General features: G+C 49.5%; 19 protein-coding genes. 7 read left to right on the forward strand and 12 right to left on the reverse strand.

All coding sequences use genetic code 11. The features are described from left to right. Positions 1–77: 77 nt before the first annotated feature. Entirely contained in the window at positions 78–890 is an 813-nt protein-coding gene (locus L2Y54_RS07625; RefSeq protein ID WP_236502005.1) for a tyrosine-protein phosphatase, read from the forward strand. Here the strand turns inward: L2Y54_RS07625 and L2Y54_RS07630 are convergent. Next, entirely contained in the window at positions 879–1802 is a 924-nt protein-coding gene (locus L2Y54_RS07630) for a hydrogen peroxide-inducible genes activator (protein ID WP_236501228.1), read from the reverse strand. The genes L2Y54_RS07625 and L2Y54_RS07630 overlap by 12 nt on opposite strands. A gap of 256 nt (positions 1803–2058) precedes the next feature. On the opposite strand from L2Y54_RS07630, the gene L2Y54_RS07635 reads away from it, so the two are divergent. Then, complete coding sequence (locus tag L2Y54_RS07635) at positions 2059–3549, forward strand: oligosaccharide flippase family protein (protein WP_236501229.1); 1491 nt, start codon at positions 2059–2061, stop codon at positions 3547–3549. 40 nt (positions 3550–3589) lie between these two features. On the opposite strand, the gene L2Y54_RS07640 is transcribed toward L2Y54_RS07635, so the two are convergent. Further along, positions 3590–4306 (reverse strand): class I SAM-dependent methyltransferase, encoded by a 717-nt coding sequence (locus tag L2Y54_RS07640; RefSeq protein ID WP_236501230.1) that lies wholly within the window; start codon positions 4304–4306, stop codon positions 3590–3592. Positions 4307–4438: 132 nt separating this feature from the next. On the opposite strand from L2Y54_RS07640, the gene L2Y54_RS07645 reads away from it, so the two are divergent. Beyond that, the gene (locus tag L2Y54_RS07645) at positions 4439–5920 is read left to right on the forward strand and encodes an oligosaccharide flippase family protein (protein WP_236501231.1); all 1482 of its coding nucleotides are present in this window, start codon (positions 4439–4441) and stop codon (positions 5918–5920) included. On the opposite strand, the gene L2Y54_RS07650 is transcribed toward L2Y54_RS07645, so the two are convergent. From L2Y54_RS07650 to L2Y54_RS07690, 9 genes are all read right to left on the reverse strand, one after another. After that, positions 5912–7096: a glycosyltransferase family protein gene (locus L2Y54_RS07650; protein ID WP_236501232.1), complete on the reverse strand. Its 1185-nt coding sequence runs from the start codon at positions 7094–7096 to the stop codon at positions 5912–5914. The genes L2Y54_RS07645 and L2Y54_RS07650 overlap by 9 nt on opposite strands. After that, a complete protein-coding gene (locus L2Y54_RS07655; protein ID WP_236501234.1) occupies positions 7093–8235 on the reverse strand; it encodes a DegT/DnrJ/EryC1/StrS family aminotransferase in 1143 nt (380 codons plus the stop codon). Before L2Y54_RS07655 ends, L2Y54_RS07650 begins: the two co-directional genes overlap by 4 nt. A gap of 4 nt (positions 8236–8239) precedes the next feature. Then, complete coding sequence (locus L2Y54_RS07660; protein WP_236501235.1) at positions 8240–8992, reverse strand: class I SAM-dependent DNA methyltransferase; 753 nt, start codon at positions 8990–8992, stop codon at positions 8240–8242. Next, positions 8970–9425, reverse strand: coding sequence for a hypothetical protein (locus tag L2Y54_RS07665; protein ID WP_236501236.1), 456 nt, complete (start codon positions 9423–9425; stop codon positions 8970–8972). Before L2Y54_RS07665 ends, L2Y54_RS07660 begins: the two co-directional genes overlap by 23 nt. Before the next feature lie 167 nt (positions 9426–9592). Then, positions 9593–11257, reverse strand: a complete 1665-nt coding sequence (ettA, locus tag L2Y54_RS07670) for an energy-dependent translational throttle protein EttA (protein WP_236501237.1) — start codon at positions 11255–11257, stop codon at positions 9593–9595. Between the two features lie 29 nt (positions 11258–11286). Further along, positions 11287–11478 (reverse strand): hypothetical protein, encoded by a 192-nt coding sequence (locus L2Y54_RS07675; RefSeq protein ID WP_236501238.1) that lies wholly within the window; start codon positions 11476–11478, stop codon positions 11287–11289. A 223-nt stretch (positions 11479–11701) separates the two neighbouring features. Continuing rightward, positions 11702–14068, reverse strand: a complete 2367-nt coding sequence (locus L2Y54_RS07680) for a hybrid sensor histidine kinase/response regulator (RefSeq protein WP_236501239.1) — start codon at positions 14066–14068, stop codon at positions 11702–11704. Positions 14069–14073: 5 nt separating this feature from the next. Beyond that, complete coding sequence (locus tag L2Y54_RS07685; RefSeq protein WP_236501240.1) at positions 14074–15438, reverse strand: phosphohexomutase domain-containing protein; 1365 nt, start codon at positions 15436–15438, stop codon at positions 14074–14076. A gap of 23 nt (positions 15439–15461) precedes the next feature. Next, positions 15462–16820 (reverse strand): exopolysaccharide biosynthesis polyprenyl glycosylphosphotransferase, encoded by a 1359-nt coding sequence (locus L2Y54_RS07690; protein WP_236501241.1) that lies wholly within the window; start codon positions 16818–16820, stop codon positions 15462–15464. 31 nt (positions 16821–16851) lie between these two features. Between L2Y54_RS07690 and L2Y54_RS07695 the strand changes: the two genes are divergently transcribed. From L2Y54_RS07695 to L2Y54_RS07710, 4 genes are read left to right on the forward strand one after another with little or no spacing between them, the layout of a single operon-like run. Then, positions 16852–17796: a glycosyltransferase family 2 protein gene (locus tag L2Y54_RS07695; protein ID WP_236501243.1), complete on the forward strand. Its 945-nt coding sequence runs from the start codon at positions 16852–16854 to the stop codon at positions 17794–17796. A 9-nt stretch (positions 17797–17805) separates the two neighbouring features. Further along, positions 17806–18636 carry an ABC transporter permease gene (locus L2Y54_RS07700; protein WP_236501244.1) on the forward strand — a complete coding sequence of 277 codons (831 nt, stop codon included), beginning with the start codon at positions 17806–17808 and terminating at the stop codon, positions 18634–18636. After that, a complete protein-coding gene (locus L2Y54_RS07705) occupies positions 18626–19963 on the forward strand; it encodes an ABC transporter ATP-binding protein (protein WP_236501245.1) in 1338 nt (445 codons plus the stop codon). Before L2Y54_RS07700 ends, L2Y54_RS07705 begins: the two co-directional genes overlap by 11 nt. Continuing rightward, positions 19947–23375 (forward strand): glycosyltransferase, encoded by a 3429-nt coding sequence (locus L2Y54_RS07710; protein ID WP_236501246.1) that lies wholly within the window; start codon positions 19947–19949, stop codon positions 23373–23375. Before L2Y54_RS07705 ends, L2Y54_RS07710 begins: the two co-directional genes overlap by 17 nt. Before the next feature lie 58 nt (positions 23376–23433). On the opposite strand, the gene L2Y54_RS07715 is transcribed toward L2Y54_RS07710, so the two are convergent. Further along, entirely contained in the window at positions 23434–24540 is a 1107-nt protein-coding gene (locus L2Y54_RS07715; protein WP_236501247.1) for a glycosyltransferase, read from the reverse strand. Positions 24541–24542: the final 2 nt, after the last annotated feature.

Consider the following 24542-nt stretch of genomic DNA (forward strand, 5'->3'; position numbering starts at 1 on the left):
TAATTTTAATTAATGAATTGGCGGTTTAACCGATAACGGTTAAGCTGTTTTTATCATTGAACCATTTATTGAGCAATATGATAGATTTGCACAGCCACATTTTGCCCGCGCTTTGTGATGGTTCCCAGAGTTTGGAGACCTCGTTGGCAATGGCACGTTTAGCCGTTGCCGATGGCACGACACATTTGGCTTGTACCCCGCATATTTATCCGGGGGTATATGACAATTCCACTGAAATCATTGCCAGTGCGCTGCGGATGTTGCAAGTGGAGTTGTATTCACGTGATATTCCGCTGCGCTTGGTGATAGGGGCGGATGTCAGGCTGGTGTCTGGCGTGCTGGAAGGCTTACAGTGCGGGACTGTCCCGACGCTGGATAATTCGCGCTACTTCCTATTAGAGCCTTCTCATAGCTTGCCAGTACCCCATTTCCTGCGTCATATTGAAGCGTTTCTCGCGGCGGGTTACGTGCCGGTGATTACCCATCCAGAGCGCTTACGTTGGTGTGAGGCGAACTATCACGAGTTTATTGCCGCAGCACAAATGGGGGCGTGGTTGCAGGTGACGGCGGGTGCTATTGCAGGCACGTTTGGGCGCACCGCAAAGCGTTGTGCCGAGCGTTTATTATTAGACGGCGTGGTGCATATTATTGCGTCCGATGCACATAATGTGAATTATCGACCGCCGATTTTATCCGCAGGTGTCGACGCTGCAATCCGTATCACGGGCGATGATACGGAAATTATGCGGATGGTTAATGATAGACCATTAGCCATTTTAGATAATATCGACCCTAGTGAGGTATTATTACCCGCTGGCTTACCGACAAATGGGGCGGTAATCAATGCGGAGTCGGCTCAAAAGCCTTGGCTGGAACGTTTACTCGGTTAATGTTTGACTTTCAAGCAATGTTAACCATGTCTTCTTAATGAATTCGCCTAATTGCATGAATTCCACTTCACGGGCGCTGCCCCGTCGCCAAGCTAAACCGACTTCACGGTAACTCTCTTCTGGCAATGTCCAAATTTTAACATTGGTGCCGGTTAATAACGTTGAGCCTTTAACCATTTCTGGTAAATAAGAAATCCCCAAATCCGCATCAACCATTTGCGTCAGGGTTAGCAGACTGCTGGCGGTGAAGCGGCTGATTTTGTCCATGTCCTGCAAATGACAGGCGGAGAGCGTATGGTCACGCAGGCAATGCCCATCTTCCAATAACAAAATACTTTCGGGATTGAGGTCATTAAAAATGTGCCGTCTGGGGCGGGTGTGGCGCGTATCCTCCCGGCAGGCTAGGAAAAAACGGTCTTTGAACAGTGACAGAATTTCAACATTGCGCAGTGCATACGGTAAGGCAATGATGATGAGATCCAGCTCGCCATTCATGAGTTTTTCGTAGACCCGTTGGGTAATGTCTTCCGTCAGGTATAAGCGCAGATGGGGAAATTGTTGGCGTAAGGTGGGTAATACCCTGGGTAATAAAAATGGGGCTATCGTCGGGATAATGCCTACCCGGAGTTCACCCGTGAGGGGGGCATGATTGCTGCGGGCTAATTCGACCAGATTCTCTACATCCCGCAGGCAGCGTCGGGCTTCTACCGCGATTTGGCGTCCTATGTGGGTGACGGTGACATTCTTGTTGGTGCGGTCAACCAGTTGTACTTCCAAAATGGTTTCCAGCTCACGTATGGCGGTGCTGAAGGCAGATTGTGAGACGAAACAAGCTTCGGCAGCTTTGCCGAAGTGTTCATGGCTTTCTAGGGCAACGAAGTAGCGGAGTTGTTTTACGGTTGGCAGGTTCATGGCAACCTCGGTGGTGAATCGTTTTTGAGACTTACAATAAAGATAATATTCTATTTTCTGCATGATTGTAAAAAATCTTTTGAATGGGTGCGTGTTTGATTTTTTATGTTGCGAATTTTAAACAAGAAAATATATTTAATAACTTATTTCTATGATTAATAATAAGCATATGATATTTGTATGGTGATTGCTTATTGTCTATGATTTTTCATAAATTTATTAAATTGTTTCTCGTGCTTAATGGTGTCAAAAATTTATGAATCATGTGCGTAAAAATGTCATTTTTACTGGACTTGGTTATGCATTGCCCTTATTGGCAGCGTTAGCCACGATTCCGATTATTGTCATAAAACTTGGTGTTGATTTGTATGGGTTATACATTATTTGTATATCGTTGATCGGTTTTATGACCTTTGTGGATTTTGGTATCGGACAAACTGTCGTCAAATATGTAGCAGAATATGAGGCGACTGATCAACGTGACAGGGTTAAACCCGTATTGGGGGTGGCTTTGTTGTTGTACTTGCTTATCGGCTTGTTGGGGGTTATCTGCTTGTATGGGTTTGCGCCGCTATTGGCGCAAGGTTTGTATGCAGACGCGGATAAGCAAGCACTGGCAACTGAGGCGTTACGCATTACGACTGTGCCGCTGTTTTTGAGTTATCTTAACCAATTCTTTTTGAATATTTGTAAGGCTTACCATCGGTTTGATTTGCCCGCCATTATTCATAATGCGGGAAATTTGGGCGGTATTGTGCTGGCAACTGGCTTGCTGTTGGCGGGTTATGGGCTGCTTGAAGTGTTGTGGGGGTATGCATTTGTGCAATTTGTGGCAATTATTAGCGGTTATATCGCTAGTGTTGAGGTTTTGCCACAAGGTATTAAACCTCGCCCTGTGTTTAAGCAAAGCGTGTTTATGGATATTATTTCTTTTAGCTCGTATACCTTTCTGGGGAATTTGATTGGCTCTCTGGTATCGCGTGCCGATAAGTTATTGATTGGTATTGTGATTGGTACGGAAGCTGTCACCTATTATCAAATTCCATTTACGATTGCACAAATGGCGAATGGCATTATCCACACGCTGGTAAACATTACTTTCCCGCGCTTTACTGAGATGTTTAGCCTGAATGACCGTGAGGGCGTGTTGAAATTGTATCGGTTGGCGAATAATTTGGTGTTTTTGCTCAGTTTGGTGATTGCGGTACTGTTGATTACGGTGGGGGATGATTTCCTCGCATTGTGGATTTCTGCCGAATTTGCACAAAAAGCAGGGGTGGTCTTACAGGTAATGGCACTGTATTTCTTCCTGCATTCCAATACCGTGGTCGGCTATTGGGTGCTGCAAGGGGCAGGGCAGGCTAAATTAACCGCGTTGATCGCTAGCATTGGCGGAGTCGTATATTTTGCCGCACTGTACTATTTGGGGGGCAAGTATGGGTATATGGGGGCAGCACTGGCGTTGTTCTCCATGCTGATTGCTACCTCGCTTCAATATATTTGGATTGCACGTCGTATCGGGCATAGTTTTATCGAATACTTTGGGCAATTGTTAGCGTTTTTGCTGGGGGGCTATGCGGTTGTCTATTTACTGGAACATGTGAACGATTGGCTGAGCCATAGTGTGCTGGAAATTGTGGTGAGTACCACGTTGGGCTTGGGGTTGTTGGCTGTTGGTGTGTGGTTGCTGTTGGCACGGGATGGTGGGAAAACGAAAGGGCTAAAAGCTGTGTTAAACAGAGATTAGCCCTTTCAGTGTGATGTTGGTCGTGGCGTGAACTTGGTAATCAATTGTTGCGTCGAAAAATCAAGTACTCCGAATGACCTTCACAACAAGGGCTGAGGAATTGATCCACTAACTGGAAATTGTGTTGGGCAAAAACGTCGGTTACGTAAGCGGTTGATAGAAAGCAAGGGTAAGTTTCACCACTGCTTAGCCAACGTTCCATGTCTGCTGCGCTGAAACAATTTTCAGAGAAAATATCGAAAGCAACCACGCCACCGGGACGGGTGACGCGCCATAACTCTTGCCAATAACGCCATGTCGTTAAAAAAGGTAGGTAAACAAACACGCCATGAGCATGTACCAAATCTGCACTTTCTGATGCGGTAGGGGTGAGGCTGATGCCGTCAGCAGGTTGACGGATGACTGGGTAGGTGGCTTGCAGCCATTTTGTCCAGCCTGGATCCGTTTCGTAAATTTCGTAACGGTTGGGTTGCCCATGTTCCAGGACTTTCGCTAAGTAACGTCCTGTGCCAGGGCCAATTTCGACAATATTGGCTGCTTGCGTCGGGATACCATGATTCATGATGCGGGTTACGACCCGTTGTGCTTCGCCTACTTTGTTCCATAGCTGCTCCACATAGTCACCGACCGGTAGGTTGGCTTGTTGGGCGGCGCTTAGGGTCGCGTCTGCCGCAATATACCCCAGCCCTACACGCTTAATGGTATAGCCTTGTTGTTCTAGTAGTCGGCGAATGAGTGATTTAGCTTGTGTTAGCATGGGTATTCTCTGGTTAGTGTGTTTTTGATTTGGTGTGCGCATAGTATAAAAAGTTAGGTAGGGTATCAACGCATGTGGTATCAGCATACGTGTTATGCTCGCGCCTTCCTTGGGGAAATGGGATGATGATCAGTGAAATACCTACGTAAAAATGTGTTGTCCTCTGCGGTAGCTTACGCTTTGCCGTTAATAGCAGCATTGTTGAGTATTCCGTTGTTGGTTATGCATTTGGGAACGGATCTGTATGGGCTATATACGGTGTGTTTGTCACTGCTGGGTTTCATGGCATTGGTAGATTTTGGTATGGGGCAGGCGGTGATCCGTTATGTTGCAGACTATGAGGCAAAAGAACAGCGCAATCAGATACAGCCCCTTCTTGGTATGGCTTACAGTATGTACTTACTGATTGGATTGCTGGGGGCAGGAATTTTATATATGGCTGCCCCTTGGTTGGCAGTGGGTTTGTATCGGGAAGATAGTGGGCAACAGCTATTAGCGCAATCAGTATTGCAGATAACGGCTATCCCGTTGCTGTTCAGCTATGTGAATCAGTTTTTCTTAAGCATCTGTAAAGCCTACCACCGTTTTGATTGGCCAGCGTTAATACATAATGGTGCGCACTTAGGGGGCATTCTGCTGGCAGCCTTATTGGTGGTAATAGGACAACCCTTGCCGATAGTCTTGTGGGGGTATGCATTTACTCATGCTTTAGCACTCTTGGCTGGCTATAGGGCGGCACGGGTTATTTTGCCTAAGGATATACGTTTGGTGCCGACATGGCATCTCTCGATGCCAGCAGGCGTGTGGGGGTTTAGCGCCTATACGTTTTTGGGGAATCTCGTGGGCGTACTGACTTCACGCGGTGATAAGGTTGCTGTTGGCATATTGTTAGGGACGGAAGCCGTTACTTATTACCAAATCCCTTACACGATTGCCCAGATGGCGAACGGGGTAATGCACTCCCTCACACAAATTACCTTGCCGCGTTTTACCGAGTTACTGGGTAATAAGCAGCATAGTGCCTTAGGGTTGCTGTACCGGCAGGTGTTGGATGCCGGATTTATTCTAAGCATGACGATTGCCGTATTGTTGGTGACAACAGGCGAAGTATTTCTGACTTGGTGGATTTCTCCTGAAATGGCGGAAAAAGCTTATCCGGTGTTGGTGGTGATGGCAGGGTATTTTTTCTTGCAATCCAATACGCTGGTGAGTTATTGGGTGCTGCAAGGCGCAGGCATGGCGCGTCTAACCGCTGGGGTTGCCGTGCTGGATGCCACTGTCTATGCCGTCGCGTTGTATTACCTGAGTAGCTATTATGGTTATATCGGTGCGGCTGTTGCGTTGTTTTTCTTGCTCTTGGGGACGTTTTTACAATATTACTGGGTAGTGGAGCGGGTAGGTTGTAGTTACCAAGCGCATCTGTTCCGGTTGTTGGGATTTGGTGTCATTACCGTGGGAGCAAGTTATGCAATGATGTCTGCCGGGGCTTGGTTAGCATTGCCGCCGTTGGCTTATCTTGCCGTGAATGTCTCGTTGATCTTCGTATTGGTATTGGGTGGCGGCGGGTTATGCTGGTATTGGTATTACCGTTCCAGGTTGGCTACTTCAAAGTAGTGCGAGTAAGTACAGTGGAATACCACAGGGGCTGACACAATGGGTTGTAACATTATGAGCAGGGTGTTCCAGTGTCCCCAGAAATTGCCGGTAGCTCCGCTCAAAGTTAATCAGGGTTGGGTAGTGTTCAGCAATATGTTGCGCATACTGCGGCTGTTGAGCCACTAAGGTGGCAATTGCTATACCGAACTGCTCAGGCGGAACTGCTAGCCCTAGTTGGTGGCTATGCAGAAACTCGCGCAGCGAGGCAATATCGTTGGTAATGACGGGTTTGGCAAACGATAGGTATTTATGTAATTTTCCTGAGGATAAGCCGATTTCGTTGATGTTGGGGTCAGTTGAGTCGTAAAACACCAAGCCTATATCCGTGTGTTTGACGATATAATTCAGATCCGCAAGGCTTTTTTTGCCCATATTGAAATGGATGTGCGGGCAATGGGCGTAGCGCTCCATCATGGTTTCCGCAAAACCGTCGCTTGACCAGCCACTAAATAGAAACGTTATCGCCGTTTTGTCAGCAATGGCGCGAAACAGGGTGTCGGATAATGCCCATGATTCAATTGCCCCGATGTAACTTACCAAGGTCTGGCTGTGTTGGCGCAGGGTGTCAAACCACGCCAGAGAGGTGCTACTGGGTTCTACCGCCGGGATATAGGCATTGGGGACGTAACTGGTACTTTTCTTTGCAAGATCCGGACAGTGCTGTTTTAGCAAGGTGTGGCGGGTGGCATCTTGAATAATCACCTTATCCACCGCCGCGTAGCCGCTGTATAAATAACGGTGCAGTTTGCTTTTCCAGCAGCGTCTACCCAGTTGGTGCACCGGCACTTCTAGGCTGTGATGCACCAAATGTTGGGTGCGGGTTTTCAAATCTACGCCACACAGCTTGGCTAACTGGTAGAGTTTGATGTCACGCGGCTCATACAGAATGATCATGTCAAACTGCCGCCCAACCCGACCTAACTGCCAGGCTTTCTGTAAGGGATGTGCGCCAAAACGGTGGTTTTCTTGCAATAAGTGCTCAAAACCGTGGGTGTTGACCGCTGTGATCAGGTGATTTTCCCAGCCGTTTTGGTGCAGCACGTGCAGGGCATTGTAAACACTGGGATAAGTGTCTAGCCCACGTTCCCGCAGGACAGCGCCACTCTCGCCGGATAACACATGCAAGGCTTTCATGTGCCGCTCCCCGTTGAGGGATTGGCAAGAAACTGTTTGAGCATAGCGGCACTACGTTCCATTTGTGCGTCGTTGAGCGCCAAACCGCTGGGGATGTAAAAACCACGTCGGGCAAGGCGTTCCGCGACCGGGTAGCGGGCATTCCCGAATAGTCCCATGTTGCGCAGTACCGGTTGTTCGTGCATTGCCCAGAAGAATGGGCGTGTGCCGATGCCCAGTTTGCCCAAGGCATTCATGGCAGTTTTGGCATCAAAGGGTAAGTCATCATCCAGCACCACGCCGTATACCCAGTAGATATTCTCAGCGTAAGTCGTGTTTGCCAGTGGCAGTTGAATGCCCGCAACCCCTTCCAGCAGATGGGTGTAATAGCGCCCCATGTGGCGCTTGCGTTGCACGAATTCGTCCAGCCGTTCCAGTTGCGCCACGCCCAATGCGGCTTGCAGATTGGTCATGCGGAAATTCCAGCCGAGCTCATCGTGCAGGAAACGTTGTTCCGGTTTGAAACACAGGTTACGCAGGGAACGGCATTTTTCCGCCAGTTGCGGGTCATCGGTGGCAATCATACCGCCTTCGCCGGTGGTGATGTGTTTGTTGGGGTAAAAACTAAAGGTGCTAATGTCGCCGAAACTGCCGCAGGGTTTGCCTTGGTAGGTTTGCCCGTGCATTTGCGCGGCATCTTCAATGACCTTGAGGTTATACCGTTCCGCTAGGGTTAACAGTGGCTGCATGTCCACCGGTAAGCCGAAAATATGCACTGCCATAATCGCTTTAGTGCGCGGGGTAATCAGACTCTCGATCTGCTCAACGTCCATATTCCAGGTGACGGGATCGGAATCGACCAGTACCGGAATTGCCCCCGCCCGCACAATGGCGGCTGCACAGGAAATAATGGTAAAGGTGGGCATAATCACTTCATCGCCCGCGCCAATATCCAATGCCACGATGGCGGCATCCAATGCCACGGAACCATTGGCAACCGCAATGCCGTATTTACGCCCCATTTTGGCAGCAAACTGTTCCTCAAATTGTTTGACGAAAGGACCTTCTGAAGAAATCCAGCCGGTATCAATGCACTGGTTCAGGTAGGCTTTTTCATTGCCATTAAGGAGCGGCTCATTAACAGGAATAAAGTCGTGCATCGGCTTAACCTTTTTGGAATACGCAACAGACGCCCCACGTGTCTTCGCTGGGCGCAGTATCATTGAGCAAATCACCGGCATATAGGCGGCTAAACCCGGCATTGGCAGCAAACAGGTCAAGTTCCGGCAGCGAGAAATAACGCATGGGGTGGTTTTCGTTCAGGCGGGTGAATTGTGCATTGCTCAAGTCTTGCACGAATACCGTGTAGTTCACGTCCACGCGGTTTTCATTGGGGTGCATGACCGGTTCGGCAATGCGTGTTACGGCAATTTGCGCATCCTGCATCCGTTTGACCCGTGTATCCGGGCGTTGCTTGAGGACGGCTGGGGCATACCAAACATCGAACACAAACAAGCCGTTAGGATTGAGGTGTTCGGCTGCACGCGCAAACACGGCTTGCACATCGGCATTGCTTGTCATGTAACTGACCACGTGGAATAAGGACATTACCGCATCGAAGCGTTGCGTCAGTTGCACATGGCGGATGTCGGCTTCCACATAGTGGATGCGCTCGGATACAGGCGCTTTGGCAAGCATGGTAGCGCTACGTTCTACGCCGGTAATCGCGTAGCCACGCTCACTGAGTAATTGGGCATGTTTGCCAGTGCCACAACCAAATTCCAGCAGCGTTTGACCCTGTGGGGCGAAGCGTTGCAACAGTTTCGTTACGCTGTCAGCTTCCGCCGCGTAATCTTTGTCACGGTAGAGCAGGTCATAATAGCGGCTGTAGGCATCAAACGGTTGCAAGGTGTTCATCCGGTTCCCCATAGTTCAGGTGGGCAGGCAGGTTAGGTGTAAAGCGGGTTTTGTCGCCATCACCGGCAAACGGTCCTTGCTTGATTTCGATAATCTCGCTGGGTTCAATCATGGTGAAACCATGCCCGCCATACGCCAGCAAAATCACATCACCAGCATCCAGCACCCGACTGGCAAGGTAGTGTTGGGTATCGTCGTAAAAATCCACCCTGACTTTACCGGAACGGATCAATAGCACTTCCTTGGTAAAGTGCACTTCGCGCTTGACCGAGTTATGCACGTGGGGTTGGATAATATAACCTGCCGGGCGATTCATATAAGCCAATTGTTGGGAGAAATCATCGGGTGTGAAAAAGCGAATGCCTTCTGTTTGGAAATTGCGGCGCAAGATAATGGCAAGGGTAGTTTCCGCTACCGTGATTGTCTCTAACACTTCTCTACAGCCTCTAGGTGGTTGATTTTTGATCTTTAAATGCAACTATTAAATATTATCATAGAGAGTAGCTCATTTTTATTATAAATGGTGTGTGTGGCATGTTTTTATCAGTGAATGGTACTGCTGAAGCTAAAACAGCAGTACCTAATTACTGGAGGTTTACATCATGCTTTCAATTTCTTGTACTTAATCCGATGCGGATTCAAGTCGTTGCCGTGGCGGCGCTTGTAGTCTTCCTCGTAATCGCTGTAATTGCCTTCAAACCACGTCACTTGTGAATCACCTTCAAACGCAAGGATGTGGGTGGCAATCCGGTCTAAGAACCAGCGGTCATGCGAGATGACCACCGCGCAGCCGGGGAAGTTGAGAATCGCTTCTTCCAGCGCCCGCAAGGTTTCCACGTCGAGGTCGTTGGTTGGTTCGTCGAGCAGCAACAAATTGCCGCCTTCTTTGAGCAATTTCGCCAGATGCACGCGGTTGCGTTCCCCGCCCGACAAATCGCACAGGCGTTTTTGCTGGGAATCACCTTTGAAGTTGAAACGTCCACAATACGCACGCGCCTGAATTTGGTAGCCACCGACCGTCATAATGTCGTGCCCGTCAGAAATTTCCTGAAACACCGTTTTGGTGGGGTCGAGGTCGTCGCGGGACTGGTCGACGTAAGCAATTTTGACGGTTTCGCCGACTTTGAACGTGCCTGCATCCGGTTGTTCCTGACCCGTAATCATGCGGAATAGGGTGGTTTTACCTGCACCATTCGGGCCGATAATGCCGACAATGCCACCTTTGGGCAGGCTGAAGCTGACGTTTTCATACAGCAAGCGGTCGCCGAAGGATTTGCTGATGCCATTGGCTTCGATCACCAAATCGCCAAGGCGCGGGCCGGGGGCGATGTAGATTTCGTTGGTTTCGGCGCGTTTTTGGTAGTCGCTGGAAGAGAGTTCCTCAAAGCGTTGCATCCTTGCTTTGCTCTTGGCATGACGACCTTTGGGGTTGGAACGTACCCATTCCAGTTCCTGCTTCATGGCTTTCTGGCGGCCTTGCTCGGACTTACTTTCTTGGGCGAGGCGGTTTTGTTTTTGTTCCAGCCATGAGGAATAGTTGCCTTCCCACGGGATGCCTTGCCCACGGTCGAGTTCCAGAATCCAGCCAGCCACGTTGTCGAGGAAGTAGCGGTCATGGGTGACGGCGACGACTGTGCCTGGGAAGTCTTGCAGGAAGCGTTCCAGCCAAGCGACGGATTCGGCATCTAAATGGTTGGTCGGTTCGTCGAGAATCAGCATATCGGGGGAGGACAGCAACAAACGGCACAGCGCGACACGGCGTTTTTCACCACCGGAGAGGGTGGTGACATCGGCATCCCACGGCGGCAGGCGCAGTGCGTCGGCGGCAACTTCGAGGGTGTGTTCGAGGTTGTGCGCGTCGGCGGCTTGCAGGATGTTTTCCAAACGGGCTTGTTCGGCGGCGAGTGCGTCGAAGTCAGCATCGGGTTCGGCATAGGCGTTGTAGACTTCATCGAGGCGAGCTTGCGCGTCTTTGATGACTTTTAAGCCTTCTTCGACGTTGCCGCGCACGTCCTTGGTCGGGTCGAGTTGTGGCTCTTGCGAGAGGTAGCCGATATTGATGCCGGGTTGCGGGCGGGCTTCGCCGAGGATGTCGGTGTCGATACCTGCCATAATGCGCAGCAAGGTTGATTTGCCCGCGCCGTTGTAGCCGAGTACGCCAATCTTCGCGCCGGGGAAGAAACTGAGGTAAATGTCTTTGAGAATGTAACGGTTCGGTGGGACGACCTTGCCGACACCGTTCATGGTGTAAATGTATTGTGCCATCCAGTGCTCCAGAGTGTGGAAAACGCTAATTATGCGGGATGTGGGCGGGTCATGGTATGGTTGTCTTGCAGTTTTGGCGCATCTTCTCCGACCAGTACGGGTTTGCCATCTTGCCAAATGACGGCGTATTGACCGAGGCGTTTTTTGCGGTCTAAGGCTTTTTCAACGGCTTTACGCATCACATCCAGCATTTGTTGGGTGTCTTGGGATGGTGTGTTCATAATCCGGCTTCCTTCAGGAGTTGTTGGTAGTAAATCTCGTGAAGTTAAGTTTGTTGATTTTTGCACAGTTTATCCGGCGTGTCATGTTTGCAAAGTGCCTGCCTCAAAACCAGCGGCTGTGCTACGTTTGCGGTGTGCCTGCTTTGTCCCGCATTCATCAGGAAATCGTGTTTGAGTTGGGTAGACAGATCGGTAATTACCTGCAAGGTAAATCCTGCCGAGGCTATGTTGCGCCGTTTGATGTGCGTTCCACGGCCTCAAGCGCTTGGCAAATCACGCCCTGCAATTGCTCCAACCCAAACGGCTTGGTCAGGTAATCATTCATACCGGCAGCGAGGCAACGCTCCCGCTCTCCCGGAATGGTGTGCGCCGTCAGCGCAACGATGGGCAGTTCAGCAAAGCGTGGCAGGGCGCGGAGTCGGCGCGTTGTTTCATAGCCATCCATGTCGGGCATACTCACATCCATAAGCACCAAGTCGATGTGTTGCTGCTGAAGCAGTTGCAGCGCATCCTGTCCGCTACTGGCGGTCATTACGCTAACGCCTAATGTTTGCAACAATTCTTGCCCGAAAAAGCGGTTGAGGGAATCATCATCCACTAACAGAATGCGCGTTCCGACCAGTGGCATTGCCGGTGTGATGGGGGTTGACGGCGCGTTCTCGGTGGCAGTATCCGTGGCGGTATGCACCGTAAAGGTCAGTGTAAAGCTGAATACGCTGCCTTTACCGAATTGGCTAGTCAGTTTCAGCGAGCCACCCATATTGGCTAACAGCTTGCGGCTGATGGCAAGACCCAACCCTGAACCGCCGTATTCTCGCGCCGTACTGCTGCTGGCTTGTGTGAATGGCTGGAAAATGGCAGCTTGTTGCTCAGGCGCAATGCCAATCCCCGTATCCTTGATCTTGAACGTGAGACAAGCCCGATGATCCGCCACCCATGCCGGTGTGATTTGCAAGCTGACACGCCCCTGATGGGTAAACTTGATGGCATTGCCCACCACATTCACCAGTATTTGCGTCAAACGCGTCGGGTCGCCCAGCAAATAATCGTAGGGTGGGGCAACCTGATTGTCCAAATCCAGCGGCAACTGCTTGGCGCGTGCTTGTTCACCCAGTAACAGTTCGACTTGTTGGATGATGTCCTGCAAGCGAAACGGCACATTCTCCAGCAGTAATTGGCTGTTGTCGATTCGCGCCAAATCCAGCACGTTATTGATTAACCCCAGCATATGGCGGGAAGCCGCCTCCTGTTTGCTGACATAATTCTGTTGTTGCTCGGAAAGCGCGGTCATGTTTAGCAACGTTCCCGCACTAATCACCGCGTTCATGGGGGTACGCAATTCATGGCTCATGGTGGCAAGAAATTCGCTGGTAGCCTGATTACGGACGGCTGCCTGAGTTGCTTGAAATCGTAGCAATCGGGTGTGTTCTGCCTGAATAAACGACAGAAAACTGCCGCCTAGCAAGAAACCGATGAGCATCAATCGGATACTAGTATTCATATCCTCCAATACGATAAGCCCCAAGCCCCATAGCAGTGTGGGCATATAAAAACAGACCATCACAACCTGCAACAGTGTGATGTATTGCATAATACGTGTACGCACTTTTTGCCTGTAAGTGAGTATCTCAACCACACAGAAAACAGTGGCCGACACGGCTGCCCAACCGTAACCCCACCAAGCAGTACTAGGCAGTAACTGCGTGAACGGCAGCGTCATTACACACACCAGCACAGGTATGCGCAACCATTGATCAATGTGTGGGAAGCACATTTTGCTATTTACCAAATCTCGCCATGCCTGCATGTAAAAAATGATCAAAAATTGGAGTGTTATCGAATAGGCGGTGCTCGCTGGGTCACTTAAAAAAGATAAAAAGGGTAAGGTGTGACCACATCGCTGATTGACTAGGAAACTGACGCCGCATAATGCGGCGAGGGTTAGGTAGCTACGCTGACGAATGATGAAAAATAGGAATAAATTATTAGCGGTTAAAATCAACAAGCCGCCACCAATCACCCCGTAGAAGAAATACTCAGCGTTGTTGTTATCCCGCAAGGCATCTGTAGACAGCAGTTTGATAGGGATGTGCAGGCGTTCTTTGCCCCCATTGCTGACGCGCAGATAAAGGTATACCAGCCCGTGCTGTGCAGGTAGTTGCACGGTCGGGGTACGCGTTTTGGGGGTGCGCATTTCTCCCAAGCGTTGAATGCTACCATCCGCCGCGACCACGAAGGCTTCTGCGGTAGCGATAACGGGGAAATCGACCACTAGATACCAAGGAGTGTTACTGTCGATACGGGTTATGCCGACACGAAACCACCTCGCCACATTTGCTCGCCCAAAATCTTGTTGCCCCTCGATATTGGGTTGGAACTGTCGCTGGTAGGCGGTTGATGTAACGTGTTCAATGCCAAGGGTGTTGGAGGGGTCTGCCAAAATGTCCATCTGCGGGTTGAGAAACACTTCCCCCAACCCATCACTTAGGGTAATGGGGGTAGCATTCAGCGGTGCGAACGGTAGCAGCAGGCAAATTAACAGGAGCAGTTGCCGCCAGCCAGCCATGCGAAACGGCACCCCGTTGTTCATCACTTTCAGAAAAAGCGGCTGATGTTCGCAACTTGTTCTTGCACCAACGCCATGTCTTGGCGTGATTCCACATTCAAACGCAGCACAGGCTCAGTATTAGAGCCGCGCAAGTTGAAACGCCATTCCGCAAATTCCATGCTCAAACCATCGGTGGTATCAATCACCAGCGGTTGCAGTGCCGCGAAATGTTCACGTACCGCCGCGATACAGGCTTTCACATCACTAACGTGGAAGTTGATTTCACCGCTGCACGGGAATTTGCCAATGCGCTCACTCACCAGCGTGGACAGTGTTTGCCCTTTCACGCTCATCAATTGCGCTACCAACAACCACGGAATCATGCCACTGTCGCAGTACGCAAAGTCGCGGAAATAGTGGTGTGCACTCATTTCCCCGCCGTAAATCGCATCTTCCAGCCGCATCCGCTCTTTAATGAAAGCGTGCCCGGTTTTGGATTGGATCGGTACGCCACCCGCCGCTTGCACCACGTCAATCGTATTCCAGGTCAGGCGCGGATCGTGGATGATTTTTGCACCCTGATGCTGTTGCAAAAACGCTTCCGCCAGCAAGCCGACGATGTAATAGCCTTCGATGAACTCGCCGGTTTCGTCGAACAGGAAGCAGCGATCAAAATCGCCATCCCACGCAATCCCCATATCGGCGTTGTGCGCCAACACCGCATCGCGGGTATCCGCCCGATTTTCTGGCAGCAAGGGGTTAGGGATGCCGTGCGGGAACGTACCATCCGGTTCGTTATGCACTTTGATGAAGGTAAGCGGCACTTGCAGGCGTTGGCATTCAGCTTCGAGCGCATCGACCACGTGACCCGCCGCGCCATTGCCCGCATTAACCACCAGTTTCAGCGGTTTGATGGCTTTCAGGTCGATGTAACCCAGCAAGTGTTGCACGTAATCGGCAAGGCACGATTGCTGCGTGAGTGCGCCGCGTTGCGTAACAGGCGGGAAGTTGTTCTCCTCCGCCATGCGCTGAATGTCTTTGAGGCCAGTGTCGCCGCTGATCGGGCGTGAGCCTTCGCGCACCAACTTCATACCGTTGTAATCCATCGGATTGTGGCTGGCAGTGACTTCAATGCCGCCATCCACGCCAAGGTGGAAAGTGGCGAAATAGATTTCTTCCGTACCAGTCATGCCGATGTCGATCACGTTAACGCCTGCATCTTGCAAGCCATTCGCCAATGCCAACTTCAAGGTTTCGGAAGTCAAACGCACGTCGCCACCGACCACGACTTGCTTGCCTGCGCCGATAAATTCCCCATACGCCCGCCCAATGCGGTAAGCCACGTCGTCGTTAAGCTCGTCCCCTAGCTTGCCGCGAATGTCGTAGGCTTTGAAACAGGTTAGTTTTTGCATGTATACGTCTCGTGTTTGCTTGTTTAATAGCTGCCCTTGCGTAAGAGCACTGCCACAAAAGTTTTGGTCAAAATGATTAAATCCAGTTCCAGTGACCAGTTGCGCACATACCAGACATCCAACTGGACGCGCTCGGCGTAGCTTAGCTCATTGCGCCCGCTAACTTGCCATAGCCCCGTAATGCCCGGTCTGACTTGCTGGTAATAGTCGATGTATTCGCCATAATCAACAATTTCTTCCCCAATGATCGGGCGCGGCCCGACCAGTGACATTTGCCCGCGTAACACATTGATCAATTGCGGGAGTTCGTCCAGCGAGGTACGCCGTAAAAAATTCCCCACACGGGTAATGCGCGGGTCGTTTTTTAATTTGCGATCACGTTCCCATTCTTCCCGTGCAGCGGGGTCGGCGGCAAGGATTTTTTCCAGTTGTTCGGCAGCATCGGCACGCATGGTACGGAACTTGCAAATTTTAAACAGTTTGCCATTTTGCCCGATTCGCTTTTGTTTGAAAATCGGTTTGCCATCGGTTGCCAGCCAGACCCAGACATACAGCCCAAACAAAAACGGCGATAGCGTTAGGGTAAGCAATAGCGCGAGGATGAAATCGGAGACGTGCTTAAATGCACGGTCGCTGTCACTCAGCAGGTTGTTGCGGACAAAGAAAATCAACCCTTTCTGGTTGATGGAGTTGAAAACTTCGGCATTAAACATAGGCAAAGAGGTCATTCGTGGGACAAGTAGGATGCGTTTCACTTTGTGTTGAATTTGATCCATGAGGTGAAACATGCGTTCCATGCCGGTATTTTCCAGCATGATAATGGTGGCGAAAAAGTGCTGTTTTTCTAAAATTTGCCCGACTTTGGATTCTAACCCTTCGGGGGAATAGTGGTTGATATTGACGGTGGCGGCAACATCGAAACCAAACGGATTGTCAGCTTTTAGCCATTGGTGGGAATTCGCACACGCGGTTTCATCACAGATCAGCAACACTTTTTCACGCAATAGCGGATGTTGCAGGCAGCGGCGCTTCAGGTAATAAATCCAGATAGGCAGCAGCAGGTTAAGGCTAAAAAACATTAGGATGATCAGGCGTGAATATTGATCCGATTGCTTCAGCAGTGACATCAGCGCGAAGTTGATGATCAGGGCAATCACACTGCCTTTGAGTATCAGCCAAGTTTCTGAAGTCGTCACCATGCGTCGGGTTAAGAGGCGTAGATAGAAGAAAATCAGCACATAGACCATGATTTGCCATAGGTATTTGCTGGCGGGGTGTGTGTGCGCGTCTGGAAGGATCCATTCCGCTAGCCAGCGTGCTAACACGAGGTTAAGTAGCAGTAGCAGGGTATACAGGGTCAGCTTGAACAGGATATATTTCATGTTTTATTAATAGAAAAGAAGTTATTGCCTCTTGAACAGAAGTGCCATCCCAACGGTTGCTATCCTGCTCTGTACTTATAATGGTCAGCGTTACTTGAGTGAGCAACTGGATTCAGTGGCTACCCAAACTTACCCGCACTGGCGTATGTGGGTGTCGGATGACGGCTCGCAAGATGATACTCCCTCAATTCTGACAGAGTATAGGTCAAAATGGTTCGATGGGCGCTTATCTATTGTGCAAGGCCCTAGACAGGGATTTGTGGCTAATTTTTTATCGCTTAGTTGCCGTGAGGAGATTCAGGCGGAGTATTACGCTTTTTGTGATCAGGATGATGTGTGGGAGGCAGATAAGCTTCAGCGGGCATTGGATTGCTTGCAAGCAGTGCCAGCGGATATTCCTGCGCTGTATGGTTCGCGTACACGGTTGGTGGATGCGAATAATGGTGAATTGGGGTTGTCTGCGCCGTTTACCCGTTCACCGGGGTTTGCTCATGCGCTGACGCAAAATATCGCCTGTGGAAATACGATGGTATTTAATCACGCTGCTATCGCCCTGTTACGTGATGCTGGAAGCAAGGTGGCAGTGGTGGCGCATGATTGGTGGTTGTATTTGTTGGTGAGTGGCGCGGGCGGGCAGGTGTTTTATGATGCATACCCCGGCGTGCGTTACCGTCAACACAATAGTAATCTGGTCGGGATGAAAACGCATTGGCTGGCGCGGTTAGTGCGATTGCGCACCATTCGTGAGGTGTGGCGGGGTACTTTTCGTGCTGGTAATGAGCGACAAATGCAGGCGTTACAAGTGATGCGTGCTAAACTTAGCCCCGCTAATCGCGTGATACTGGATAGGTTTATGTTGGCGCGAAACCGCTGGTTATTGCCCCGTTTGTTGGGATTCTGGCAATCCGGTATTTATCGCGAGCCGTTGGGGAGTCACTTGGGACTCATTGCCGCCGCTATTTTAAAGAAAATTTGAAAATTATTTATGCAGCTTTATCAGCCTCTTCCACTTAGTCCCCTTGCCATGCTGGATTCGGCGTGGCGTAACCGTCAGCTTATTTGGCAAATGAGTAAGCGCGATGTGCTAGGGCGTTACCGTGGCTCCATGATTGGGATGGCTTGGTCGTTTTTTAATCCGCTGTTTATGCTGGCGGTGTACACCTTTGTGTTTAGCGTGGTGTTCCAATCACGCTGGGGCGTGGATACCAGTGAAAGTCGAGGGAGTTTTGCGGTCATTCTGTTCGCGGGGTTGGTGGTACACGGTTTGTTGGCGGAATGTGTGAATCGTGCGCCCAGTTTGATTTTATCCAATGCCAATTACGTGAAAAAAGTGGTGTTTCCCTTGGAAATCTTGCCGTGGGTCACGTTGGTGGCTGCGTTATTTCATACCGGCATTAGCTTATTGGTATTGCTGATAGCCGAGTTTATGTTGATGCCATATGTGCCTTGGACAGTGTTGTTATTGCCGCTGGTGTGGCTGCCGTTTGTTATTGGCATTATGGGGATTAGTTGGTTTTTAGCCTCATTGGGCGTGTATGTGCGTGATGTGGCGCAAATTACCGGCTTGGTGACGACGGTATTGCTGTTTATGAGTCCGGTGTTTTACCCCTTGTCTAAATTGCCCGAAAACTTCCAGACCTTGCTGTTGCTGAACCCCTTGACGTTTATTATTGAGCAAACGCGGGAAGTGGTGATCTGGGGCAACGCGCCGGATTGGGGTGGTTTGCTGCTGTACAGTGTGGTGGCGTGTTTGATCGCTTGGCTGGGGTTTGTGTGGTTCCAGAAAACCAGAGGAGGGTTTGCGGATGTCCTCTGAGTTTGCGATTAAAGTGACAGGTCTGGGGAAGAATTACCATATTTATGATAAGCCGCATCACCGTTTGTTGCAGATGTTGCATGGCGGAAAAAAAACGTATTGCCGTGATTTTTGGGCTTTGAAAGATATTTCATTCAATATTAAAAAAGGTGAAACAGTCGGTATTATTGGGCGCAATGGTTCTGGGAAATCGACACTGCTACAAATGATTTGTGGCACGTTAACACCGAGTACTGGAAGTATTGAGGTGAATGGGCGTGTTGCTGCTTTACTAGAGTTGGGGGCTGGATTTAATCCAGAGTTTACTGGGCGAGAAAATGTTTATATGGCAGCTTCTTTGTACGGATTAACTATTGAAGAAGTCGATGCTAAGCTCGATGCCATTATTAACTTTGCGGATATTGCTGATTTTATGGATCAGCCGGTGAAAACCTATTCCAGTGGTATGTATGTGCGTTTGGCATTTGCGGTGATTGCTCATGTGGATGCTGATATTTTAGTGATCGACGAAGCCTTGGCGGTAGGGGATATTTTTTTTACACAAAAGTGTATGCGTTTTCTGCGTGATTTTAAGCAGCGTGGCACAATCCTATTTGTCACGCATGACACCAATAGTGTTATCAGTTTGTGCGATCAATCTATCTGGCTGAATCAGTCTCGTATGCAAGCCATTGGTACGGCAAAGGTCGTGTGTGAGGCTTATTTGGCGGCACTGTACGCTAATACCGATTATCAGGGAAAAAATACATCAGCGGAGGCAAAGCCATTTGTACCAATGCAGGATTTTCGTGATGTACGGCAAGATTTTCTTAATTCTTCTAATTTGCGTAATGATTTAGAAGTGTTCCGCTTTACAGATAGTGGTGAAAACTTTGGTACGAGTTTGGTGCAAATTCGTGATGCTTATTTGCGTGTGCCAGGAAAACAGGCTGTAGCGTGGTTTGTCGGTGGGGAACAGGTGGAATTGCAGGTGATTGCACAAACAGCCATAGAATTAATCAGTCCCATTGTCGGTTTTTTGGTGAAAAATAAGCTTGGGCAAAACCTATTTGGTGACAATACTTTTCTGAGTTATGCCAAGCAGCCGCAGCGTTTTGCTGAAGGTGACTACTTGCAGGCAGTATTTTGTTTCAGGATGCCATTAATGCCATCTGGCGATTATACCATTGGGATTGCTGTTGCAGAGGGTACGCAGGAGAGCCATGTGGTGCACCATTGGATTCATGATGCCATTGTTTTTAAAGCACACAGCGATAGTGTATCTACCGGATTGTTGGGGATTCCCATGTTAAACATTGAGTTGGGGGCGTATGAGCAGTCTCTATAAGTTTGGTTATGCCGAAGTCAGTGTATACGCTTGTGCAGTTAAACTGATCACCCGTTATGCTATCCCCGGCGCGGTGCATGTCGATTTGGGCTGTGGTTATGCTGCGATTGCAGGCAAGCTTCAAGAAGCAGGTTTACGCTATATTGGTTTTGATGCTAATCCTGAGGTGGTGGCTGAATTACGTGCTGGTGGTATCGAAGCACACACCATTGATTTGTTGCAAGCTGAGAAAGCTGTTGCAATGATTCGTGACACTTGTTCGGGTGAAAACATTACCACGTTGTCGATGTTGGATGTGATCGAACACCTCGACTTTGAATGTCATTTGTTGCAGACATTACGTGAACAGTTGCCTAGGGCTGATGCTATTACCTTGATTGCCAGCATTCCCAATTTTTCCCATAGCGATGTTGCCATCAAACTACTTGCCGGACAGTGGGAATATACGACTTCAGGTTTGTTAGACAATACCCACCGTGTGATTTATACCGATCAACATTTAACTCAAACGTTACAACAGGCAGGATGGCAAGAAATTGACCGTGATGATTACCACCAGGAATACAGCGATCAAGCATTGCTGCGCCCGACGGTCGTTCTCAACCGTGAAGTAGGAATCGGAAAACTCTTACGCCAATTGAAAGGTGTGCTTGATCCGTATGCGGATGTCCATCAGTTTGTAAGAGCCTACCGATTACAATCTGTTGCTATGTCGGACATTGCGTCATCGGATGCTTATGCATTGAGTATTGTTGTGAGCGATGATACCAGTTTATCGTGGTTGTGTGCGGAATTGGAAACGGTATGCAGTGTAGAGTGTCGTGCTGAATTGCAGGTTCTATTGGTTGCACCACTCACGAATACAATAGTGCAACGTTTGCGCCGTATTACGCCAGCCCTGTGTATTATTGGCGATGGGGTGCAAGCACTTACCGTGGCAGAATGGCAGCGTGTCAGTGGGCGTTATTGTCTGAATTTTGCGGCACCATTGCCAAGTAGTGGTTATCTCCCCGCGTTACTCGTGGCGTTGCAAGAGATGCACGATGCAGCATTATTATGGTTTGCACCGCTGCAAACCGTGCTAACCACAGAGCATTACTTGCCATTAGAATCAATGGGCTGTTTGTTGAGTGCTGCACCTGCGAGTGTTCTTGTGCCTCAGAATTATGTGCAACAGTTCGTTGATATTCCCAATACGAGAGTGGGGATAACAGAGTGGCAAGCTTATGTACTGAGGGTAGCGCTTCGGGTTGGTGTGCGTTGTTTGATTGTGCCGTCAGTGGCATTGACATTGCCGACACAAACCTTGCCTGTCACTAATTTGCTTGAGTGTCTGGTACATACGGATAAACGCACGTTGGGTGATCCAGTCTTGTTGCAGTATTACCAGCAGCAACTCGCTGAATGGCAACAACGGCAACGTGTGTTGCAAGAGCATGTGCAGGCAATGGAGCTGTCTTTGTCGTGGCGTATCACTGCGCCGTTACGTTTTGCAAAGCGTATTCCATCATTGACCCGCAAATGGGCAGCAATGAATTGGCTGGAATTTTCCACATGGCGTTTACTGTTCCGCGCATTGGTGGCTCGTATTCCGGGATTACGTGTAGTGCGCCAGCAGTATCTGCATTGGAAGTTCCAGCTACTGGCAAGTGAGCGAGCTTTGTGGAATTCCCGCGATAACATGCCAGCCTTGCAAGCGTTGTCGTTACGTCGTTTTGACTCGCAGGCGATAGTGCTACCAATGGATAATTCTGTGGACTATCCGCAGCTAGATGTGTCAGTGGTATCGTTTAATAGTGCGCGGTGGGTACAACCGTTTTTAGCATCATTACAGGCACAGGCATATCCCTTGGCAAGCATTCACTTGCGTGTGGTAGATCATGGTTCGCAAGACGACACGTTAGCGCATTTTGAATCTTGGTTTGCGCAATACGGTGAGCAATTTGCCAGTGTTGCTCTAATTCAGCAGGAAAATTTGGGATTTGGCGCTGGGCATGATCGTGCGATTTGTGCTGGTACGTCTGAATTTTGTCTGGTCACTAATCTTGATATGGAATTTCTGCCGGATAGCTTAACCACCTTGGTACAGGCGGCGTTGACGGATACTCAGCAGCAAGTGGCAAGTTGGGAAGTGCGCCAAATTCCGTTTGAACACCCCAAATATTATGATCCAGTAACGTTGGAAACTAATTGGTCTTCTCATGCCTGTATTCTGTTGCGCCGTAGTGCCTATCAGCAGGTGGGTGGGTATGATCCACGTATTTTCATGTATGCAGAAGATGTGGAGTTGTCTTACCGTCTACGCTCATACGGTTACGTACTGAAATACATACCGCAGGCAGTGGTTAAGCATTTCACTTATGCTGAAGCAGGGCAGGTTAAGCCGTTGCAGTTTACTGGCAGTGCTTTGGGTAATGTGGCTATTCGCCTGCGCTACGGTAACTGGTTGGATCGCTTGGTTGCCTTGCCGTTGTACAGTGCTTTGTTGTTGCAACCGGAAGCATTTGCTGGGGCTAGGGCTTTGTTGCTGAAGCAGAGCTGGGCATTTTTACCCAACATATTCTACTTTATGCGTGGCAAAGGCCAAATGCCAGCGTACTTCCCGTTACGGCGTTTTGATTATGAATTGACTCGTGACGGCGCATTTTTGGAGGTGGCTGTGCCGCAGCAAGCCAATGTACCTCTGGTTTCGATCATTACCCGAACATATCGGGGACGAGGGGTATTGTTGCGACAGGCGATGCAAAGTGTGTTTAACCAGACTTACCCTAATATTGAGTTGTTGGTGGTGGAAGATGGTGGTGATACGCAGCAAGTGTTGGTGGAAAGCCTGCAAGCACCAGCACACTGTCAGGTACGTTTCATTGCCAGTGAAAAGTTAGGGCGTTCCGGGGCGGGGAATAACGCGTTAGCAGTTGCACGCGGTGAATATGTGATGTTCCTTGATGATGATGACCTATTGTTTGCTGATCATGTGGAAACCTTGTTGGCAGTATTGCGTAATGACGCTGATATTGCCGCTGCTTATGCTTTGGCGTTTGAGGTCTTGAGCAACATGAATGATGATTTGTCAGGCTACACTGAGACCGCTTTTCATACATTGGATATTTTTTGTCAGGAGTGGGATCACGAAGTGCTCTTGGATCATAACTTCATCCCGATTCAGTCTATTATTTTTAAACGCGCTTTGTACCTAGAGCGAGGCGGCTTTGATGTGACCTTGGATCAACTTGAAGACTGGAATCTGTGGATACGTTATGGTTATGGCAACCGTTTTGCGTATGTACCGAAAACTACGTCGTTATTCCGTTCCCCTGCGGATTTTGCAGTACGGGCAGATCGCCATGCTTTGCTGCATGATGCTTATCACTTGGCTAAACATAAGGCTATTGCCAGTTTGAACGGAAATTGACACATCTGCTGTAAAATTAAAACCGTCGCGTTCTTGAGTCTGTCTGTGAATGTTGCCGTTAAGCATCATGACCAAGCGGTTGGTAATGAAGACCGCTACTTTGAAGATAAATTTCTCGATACCCATCCGCCATCTGTTGCACCGTAAACTGCTGTTCCAACAATTCCCGGCTGGCACGCCCCAGCCGCTCCCGCAATCCTGCATCGCTTGCCAGTGTCTTGAGTGCCAGTATTGCCGTATCATCATGCTGGAACAAATAGCCATTCCGCCCATCCTGCACAAGATCGGTATGCCCGGTGCATTCACTCAACACCATCGGCAAGCGGTAACACATCGCCTCCAACGCCGATAACGGCAAGCCCTCCCACGATGAAGTGGATAAGTAAACGTCAGCCATCTGTAATTCTTGCGCGACTTCTGCCGTGCTGACCCAGCCAGTGCAGCGAATATTCGGTGCGGTTAGCAAGTGACGTAATTCACCGTCACCGATCCAGACAAAGCGGAGCTTAGGTTCATTGGCAAACGCTTGTGCAATCGCATTAAAACGCGCTGGATTTTTCTGGTTAGAAATTCTGCCAACCACCGCAATGGTACAGGGCGCATCATTGGATTTGTTGGAGGCTGATTCCGGCAGCCGCACACAAGTAATGCCATTATTGATGTAATCGGCAGCAATGCCGTGAGCGTGAAAGCTCGCCGCTTCCGAAGCCGAGCACGCAATCACCTGACCGCTGCATAAACTGGCGACCTTTTCCAAGCCAATAAACAGCGTTTGTTTGAGCGAAGTCACGTCTTGGCGCAGAAAGGCAACCCCGTGTGGTGTATAAATAACCTTGCCGGATTGCCAGAGCAATTTTGCCGCAATACGCCCCAAAAATCCCGCCTTAGAAGAGTGCAGGTGAATAATATCCGCATCGTATTTGCTCAATAAACGTATCAGGCGCAACAGTGCTAGTACATCGCCTAGCGGCGCAATATCACGGCTGACACCGTGCCAAGCCAACAATTTTACCTTGCTGGGAAAGAGACTTGCATAATTATTGGGCGTGTCAGGGCGATTGCCGTGAATGACAATATGCTCATGTTCCGGCATGGCATGAGTCAATTGGGCAACAAAATGTAATACGCCTGCGGCGAATGATTCGGCTACGTGGATAACCTTCATAG

The organism is Thiothrix winogradskyi, from assembly GCF_021650935.1.
GTDB classification, from domain to species: Bacteria; Pseudomonadota; Gammaproteobacteria; order Thiotrichales; family Thiotrichaceae; genus Thiothrix; species Thiothrix winogradskyi.

Excerpts from the sequence above, each read along its gene's own strand:
- L2Y54_RS07625 (WP_236502005.1), top strand. The coding sequence starts at position 78 with ATGATAGATTTGCACAGCCACATTTTGCCCGCGCTTTGTGATGGTTCC.
- L2Y54_RS07630 (WP_236501228.1), bottom strand. The coding sequence starts at position 1,802 with ATGAACCTGCCAACCGTAAAACAACTCCGCTACTTCGTTGCCCTAGAA.
- L2Y54_RS07635 (WP_236501229.1), top strand. The coding sequence starts at position 2,059 with ATGAATCATGTGCGTAAAAATGTCATTTTTACTGGACTTGGTTATGCA.
- L2Y54_RS07640 (WP_236501230.1), bottom strand. The coding sequence starts at position 4,306 with ATGCTAACACAAGCTAAATCACTCATTCGCCGACTACTAGAACAACAA.
- L2Y54_RS07650 (WP_236501232.1), bottom strand. The coding sequence starts at position 7,096 with ATGAAAGCCTTGCATGTGTTATCCGGCGAGAGTGGCGCTGTCCTGCGG.
- L2Y54_RS07655 (WP_236501234.1), bottom strand. The coding sequence starts at position 8,235 with ATGCACGACTTTATTCCTGTTAATGAGCCGCTCCTTAATGGCAATGAA.
- L2Y54_RS07660 (WP_236501235.1), bottom strand. The coding sequence starts at position 8,992 with ATGAACACCTTGCAACCGTTTGATGCCTACAGCCGCTATTATGACCTG.
- ettA (WP_236501237.1), bottom strand. The coding sequence starts at position 11,257 with ATGGCACAATACATTTACACCATGAACGGTGTCGGCAAGGTCGTCCCA.
- L2Y54_RS07675 (WP_236501238.1), bottom strand. The coding sequence starts at position 11,478 with ATGAACACACCATCCCAAGACACCCAACAAATGCTGGATGTGATGCGT.
- L2Y54_RS07680 (WP_236501239.1), bottom strand. The coding sequence starts at position 14,068 with ATGAACAACGGGGTGCCGTTTCGCATGGCTGGCTGGCGGCAACTGCTC.
- L2Y54_RS07685 (WP_236501240.1), bottom strand. The coding sequence starts at position 15,438 with ATGCAAAAACTAACCTGTTTCAAAGCCTACGACATTCGCGGCAAGCTA.
- L2Y54_RS07690 (WP_236501241.1), bottom strand. The coding sequence starts at position 16,820 with ATGAAATATATCCTGTTCAAGCTGACCCTGTATACCCTGCTACTGCTA.
- L2Y54_RS07700 (WP_236501244.1), top strand. The coding sequence starts at position 17,806 with ATGCAGCTTTATCAGCCTCTTCCACTTAGTCCCCTTGCCATGCTGGAT.
- L2Y54_RS07705 (WP_236501245.1), top strand. The coding sequence starts at position 18,626 with ATGTCCTCTGAGTTTGCGATTAAAGTGACAGGTCTGGGGAAGAATTAC.
- L2Y54_RS07710 (WP_236501246.1), top strand. The coding sequence starts at position 19,947 with ATGAGCAGTCTCTATAAGTTTGGTTATGCCGAAGTCAGTGTATACGCT.
- L2Y54_RS07715 (WP_236501247.1), bottom strand. The coding sequence starts at position 24,540 with ATGAAGGTTATCCACGTAGCCGAATCATTCGCCGCAGGCGTATTACAT.